The 5,121-nt window shown below is 62.9% G+C and carries 5 protein-coding genes; 3 read left to right on the forward strand and 2 right to left on the reverse strand.

Annotated elements, in window-relative coordinates; genetic code table 11:
* On the reverse strand, positions 1 to 620 hold a 620-nt coding region (locus JWR89_RS17010), incomplete at its 3' end, for a hypothetical protein (protein ID WP_299718206.1).
* 240 nt (positions 621 to 860) lie between these two features.
* Here JWR89_RS17010 and JWR89_RS17015 point away from each other — a divergent pair.
* The 3 genes from JWR89_RS17015 (at position 861) to JWR89_RS17025 (ending at position 4,087) form a co-directional block, all read left to right on the forward strand.
* Positions 861 to 1,370, forward strand: coding sequence for a ferritin-like domain-containing protein (locus tag JWR89_RS17015; protein ID WP_299718208.1), 510 nt, complete (start codon positions 861 to 863; stop codon positions 1,368 to 1,370).
* A gap of 11 nt (positions 1,371 to 1,381) precedes the next feature.
* Positions 1,382 to 1,909 carry a DUF4142 domain-containing protein gene (locus JWR89_RS17020; protein WP_299718210.1) on the forward strand — a complete coding sequence of 176 codons (528 nt, stop codon included), beginning with the start codon at positions 1,382 to 1,384 and terminating at the stop codon, positions 1,907 to 1,909.
* A 63-nt stretch (positions 1,910 to 1,972) separates the two neighbouring features.
* Entirely contained in the window at positions 1,973 to 4,087 is a 2,115-nt protein-coding gene (locus JWR89_RS17025) for a catalase (protein ID WP_299718212.1), read from the forward strand.
* Positions 4,088 to 4,266: 179 nt separating this feature from the next.
* Here JWR89_RS17025 and JWR89_RS17030 read toward each other — a convergent pair.
* A partial coding sequence (locus JWR89_RS17030; RefSeq protein WP_299718214.1) for a FixH family protein occupies positions 4,267 to 5,121 on the reverse strand: 855 nt, incomplete at its 5' end.

The raw sequence follows: 5,121 nt of genomic DNA on the forward strand, positions 1-5,121 counted from the left end.
CGGACCTGGGCCATCACCGCCGCCGCCACGCCCACCGTCGATTCCCGGTCGATGAAATCCGTGCCCACCAGCCGGGTCCATTCCGGCTGGTACAGCAGATTGAGCGCTGCGACCACGTAGCCTGGTATCAACTCGCGATCGAACGCCAGGGTGATTTCGGTACCGTAAGCCCGCGCCGGCAGGCCGCTGGTTTCCTCGATACGGCTCGCGCTGGTTTCCACAGCGAAGGTCATGCCGAACGGGGCCTGATCGCGGTCGAGCAACCGGTAGCGCAGATCCACCGACAGGCCCTGCCAGCCGACCTGCCGGCGATCATCGAGGCCGGCAACGCCGGCGATATTGTGGGCTGCAAAGGTGGTTCCGAGTTCAACGCGAAAATCCGGCGCCGGGACGAACTCCAGTTCGAACTCCTGGTTCAGCCCGCGGTAGCGCCCGCCACTTTTCGAAAATCGGCCTGTGGTCTGGCTTTGGAACTCGCGCTCACCGACCTTGCCAACGTCGGAGCCGATCATGAATCCGAACAGATGCTCGGTATCGATCTCCGCCGCCCGCCCGCTGACGGGGAGCCCCATCAATAGCGCCGCAACGCAGCAGGCCTTTGCATAACCGTACAGAGCCATCGGCGGCATTCCATTGTGATCGTCGCCATCTGCGCGCGATTACCTCAAGGAAGCAAGCTATCACGGGAACAACGCGATGACTTGTCCGACAGCGCGTCCAACTCAAATTGTGGTTCAGCAGCTACCGTCGTCCACCTGGCGTCGGGTTTACGACCCACCCGAGGGGTGGGAACCGAAGCGGTACCACATGGTTATGCACGCGGCCGGATCGGCTTCCCCGACAATGCATCGGAGCACCCCATGGGATTTTTCAGCAAAGACATCACGTCAATGGAGGACCTGCTGCTGCACGGCCTTCAGGACATCTACTACGCCGAACAGCAGATCACGAAGGCGCTGCCGACGATGATCGAACAGGCCACCAACCGCGACCTCGCGGCGGGCCTGAAGTCTCATCTCGACGAGACCTACAAGCAGATCGAGCGGCTCGAGCAAGCCTTCCGGAAGCTCGGCAAGGAGCCGTCCGGTACCGACTGCCCGGCCATCGACGGATTGATCAAGGAGTCTAACGAGACGGCCGGCGAGATCGACGACAAGTCGGTACTCGACGCGGCGATCGTGGCCAACGCGCAGGCGGTCGAACACTATGAAATTGCCCGCTACGGCACGTTGATCGCGTGGGCCGAGGCGCTCGGCCATGACGACATCGTCCGTTTCCTCACCACCAACCTCAACGAGGAAAAGGCCGCCAACACCAAGCTCAACACCGTTGCGCTCCGCAAGGGCGTCAACCTCAAAGCCGCTAGCTGATAGGAACGACCATGAAACGTACCGCCATTATTCTCGGAAGCGTGCTGCTCGCCACCCCCGTTTTCGCGCAATCGGTCGGGGAGAAAACCGGTGTCAATTCGACGCTGGGCATCGCGCCGACCACCGCCGACTTCGTCAAGGAAGTCGCCATCAGCGACATGTTCGAGATCGCCTCCAACAAGCTGGCGCACGACAAGGGCAACGCCGCCGAAAAGTCGTTCGCCACCATGATGGTGACCGACCATACCAAAACCAGCACGGAGCTGAAGGCGCTGGTGACCAGCGGCAAGGTCAAGGCCGAGATTCCCGCCGGCCTCGACAGCGCCCACCAGACTAAGCTCGACAAGCTCAAGAGCCAAAGCGGCAAGGATTTCAGCGCAAGCTTCAATTCCTACCAGCTCGATGCCCACAAGGACGCGGTCAACCTGTTCGAGCGCTACGCCAAGGGCGGCGACAATGCCGACCTCAAGGACTGGGCCGGCAGGACGCTGCCGGCGCTGAAGCACCATCTCGAAATGGCGCAGAATCTCAAGAAATAGCCTCCGTGCCCGCGGGTCCTCCGCGGGCACTTTCATGCGACCACCCCTTGAGCGGAAAACACAATGGCAAAATCCTCGACCGGGCCCAGCGCGAAGCCGGTGACCATCCACGACCAGAAGCTCCTCCGCGGCGAAGGCGGCGAGTTACATCAGATCGCCGACGGCGATACGCCGGTTCTGACCACGGCACAGGGCGGCCCGGTATTCGACGATCAGAATACGCTCAAGGTCGGCGCGCGCGGCCCGGCTTTGATCGAGGACTTTCACTTCCGCGAGAAGATTTTCCACTTCGACCATGAGCGCATTCCGGAACGCGTCGTGCACGCCCGCGGCTACGGCGCCCATGGCTTTTTCGAGACCTATGACTCGCTGGCGAAATATACCCGCGCCGATTTGTTTCAGCGCGCCGGTGAGCGCACCCCAGCCTTCGTGCGGTTCTCCACGGTAGCGGGCAGCAAGGGCTCTTTCGACCTGGCGCGCGACGTGCGTGGCTTCGCGGTCAAGCTGTACACACAGGAAGGCAACTGGGATCTGGTGGGCAACAACATCCCGGTGTTCTTCATCCAGGACGCGATCAAGTTTCCCGACGTCATCCACGCCGTGAAGGAGGAGCCCGACAGTGCCTTCCCGCAGGCACAGTCCGCCCATGATAATTTCTGGGACTTCATCACGCTGACGCCAGAAAGCATGCACATGATCATGTGGGTGATGTCCGATCGTGCGCTGCCACGTTCGTTCCGTTTCATGGAAGGGTTCGGTGTCCACACCTTCCGCTTCGTCAACGCGCGGAATGAATCGACCTTTGTCAAATTCCACTGGAAGCCGAAGCTTGGCCTGCAATCGGTGTTGTGGAACGAGGCCGTCAAGATCAACGGCGCCGATCCAGATTTTCATCGCCGCGACCTGTGGGCCGCGATCCAGTCCGGCAATTTTCCGGAATGGGAGCTGCAGGTGCAGTTGTTCAACCAGGAATTCGCCGATCGGTTCGATTTCGACGTGCTCGACCCGACCAAGCTAATTCCGGAAGAACTGTTACCGCCGATTGCGGTCGGCCGTCTGGTGCTCGACCGCATGCCGGACAACTTCTTTGCCGAGACCGAGCAGGTCGCGTTCATGACGCAGAACGTGCCGCCCGGCATCGACTTTTCCAACGACCCGCTGCTGCAGGGCCGCAACTTTTCCTATCTCGACACGCAATTGAAGCGGCTCGGCGGTCCCAACTTCACCCACATCCCGATCAACGCACCCAAATGCCCGTTCGCGCATTTTCAGCAAGATGGCCACATGGCGATGCGCAACCCCGTGGGCCGCGTCAACTATCAGCCAAATTCATTCGGCGAGGGACCGCGCGAATCTCCCGACAAGGGCTTCAAGACCTTTGCGGATATCGAGAACGGCGCCAAGCGGCGGCTGCGGCCGGAGAGTTTTTCCGACCATTATAGCCAGGCACGGCAGTTCTTCATGAGCCAGACCAAGGGTGAGCAGCGCCACATCGCGGCGGCGCTGACCTTCGAACTCAGCAAGGTGAAGACGCCCGTGATCCGCGAGCGGATGGTATCGCATCTCTTGAACATCGACGAAGGCCTTGCCAACAGGGTGGCGTCGATGCTCGGGCTGAAGAACATGCCAAAGCCGGCTGATGCCGCGCAGCCGACACGGCAGGATCTCGCCGAGTCCGCGGCGCTCAGCATCGTGATGAACGGTCCGGAGCGGTTCGAAGGCCGCAAGCTGGGCATCCTTGTCACCGATGGTACTGACGCCAAGCTGCTTGCCGCGCTTCAGGCGGCGATTGCAAAGGCCGGCGCGACGTTCGAGATTATCGCACCCAAGGTGGGCGGCGCCGATGCCAGCGATGGCAGTCTGATCGAGGCGGACCAGATGATCGATGGCGGGCCTTCGGTGCTGTACGACGCGGTAGCGCTGTTGCCGGGCGACAAGGGCATCGATGATTTGCTGGCGGAATCGACCGCCCGCGATTTCGTGGCCGATGCCTTCGCCCATTGCAAGTTCATCGGCTATGTCGATGCAGCGGTGCCGCTGCTCGCCAAAGCCGGCGTCTATGACTCGCTCGATGAAGGGTTCATCCCGCTCGGCGGACCGAAGGACATCGATGGCTTCATCGCACAGCTCGGCAAGCTGCGGCTGTGGAGCCGCGAGCCCAGCGTGAAGGCGCGCTGATCCAGCTTAGCTGTCCCGGACGCGGAGCGGCACGCTTGTGCTGCTCTGTCGATCCGGGGCGTTGAGAGGCGTCATGGGAGCGGTTTCCGCTGCCATGATTTGGCCGCAAGACCTGAAAACTTGGTGCGGGTTGAGCCCGACGAAAACCAGGCGCCGCGTTGCGTCGAGTGGCTTCAGCTTCACCTCATCACAACCGGCGCCTCGATCGCGACCCTGTCGAAATCCGAAATCAGGATGCCGAGCCGCAACGTCCAGCGACCGGGCACGGGCGCCGACATCCTGACGCGCCAGCCGTTGTCGCCGGATCGCTCCGCCTCCGCGGTGAACGGCTCGATGCCGGCCTGCGGGTTCGACAGCGTCACCGACAGCGCCTGGGCCTGGAGCGGCCGCTCGTCGGCGGTCTCGAGCTGGATCGCGATTTCCACGGGACCGGCGCGGCCGGGTGCGATGGTGACATTGGCCATCGCCTTGTCGGTGTGCAGATGGGTGAAGAAACTCTCATTATCGCCTTGCGCCAACGTGCGCGGCGGCGGCGTGAAGCGCCACAGGCCAACCACAGCGATGATCGCCGCGACCAGCACCAGTTCCCGCCCGATGGAACGTCGCATTCGCGCCGGCGCATCGATGGTGGCAGCCACGATCTGTGGCGTCAGGCGCAACCTGTTCCACAGCGCCAGCGCCAGCAGCAGCGCGACCAGAACCATCTTCACCAGTAACACGCGGCCGTAATTCGTCGTCCACAGCGCGTCGAGCTGCGCCAGTTGCACGACCGCGAGCAGTGTGCCGCTCGCCAGCAGCGCAGCGACCGCCAGCGGAATGGAGCGCGAGAAGCGCAGCAGTAGCAGCGTCGCTGCGTCGCCTGGATCGCGCAGCGCGCGGGCCAGCGGCCACAGCGCGCCGGTCCAGAACGCGAGGCTGACGCCGTGCAGAAACACCGCCGGCATCATGAGCGTGCGCGGCTCGGCGCTGGCCGCGTGACCGCTGGCCGCGAGCGCAGCGCCGACGCCGAGCAGCGCCAGCAGCGACAATCCGCG

Origin of the sequence: Tardiphaga sp. (genome assembly GCF_028290785.1) — a bacterium.
GTDB lineage: Bacteria > Pseudomonadota > Alphaproteobacteria > Rhizobiales > Xanthobacteraceae > Tardiphaga.

Bases quoted from the DNA above. Each gene is read 5' to 3' on its own strand.
- JWR89_RS17015 (WP_299718208.1), top strand. From the start codon at position 861: ATGGGATTTTTCAGCAAAGACATCACGTCAATGGAGGACCTGCTGCTG.
- JWR89_RS17025 (WP_299718212.1), top strand. From the start codon at position 1,973: ATGGCAAAATCCTCGACCGGGCCCAGCGCGAAGCCGGTGACCATCCAC.
- JWR89_RS17020 (WP_299718210.1), top strand. From the start codon at position 1,382: ATGAAACGTACCGCCATTATTCTCGGAAGCGTGCTGCTCGCCACCCCC.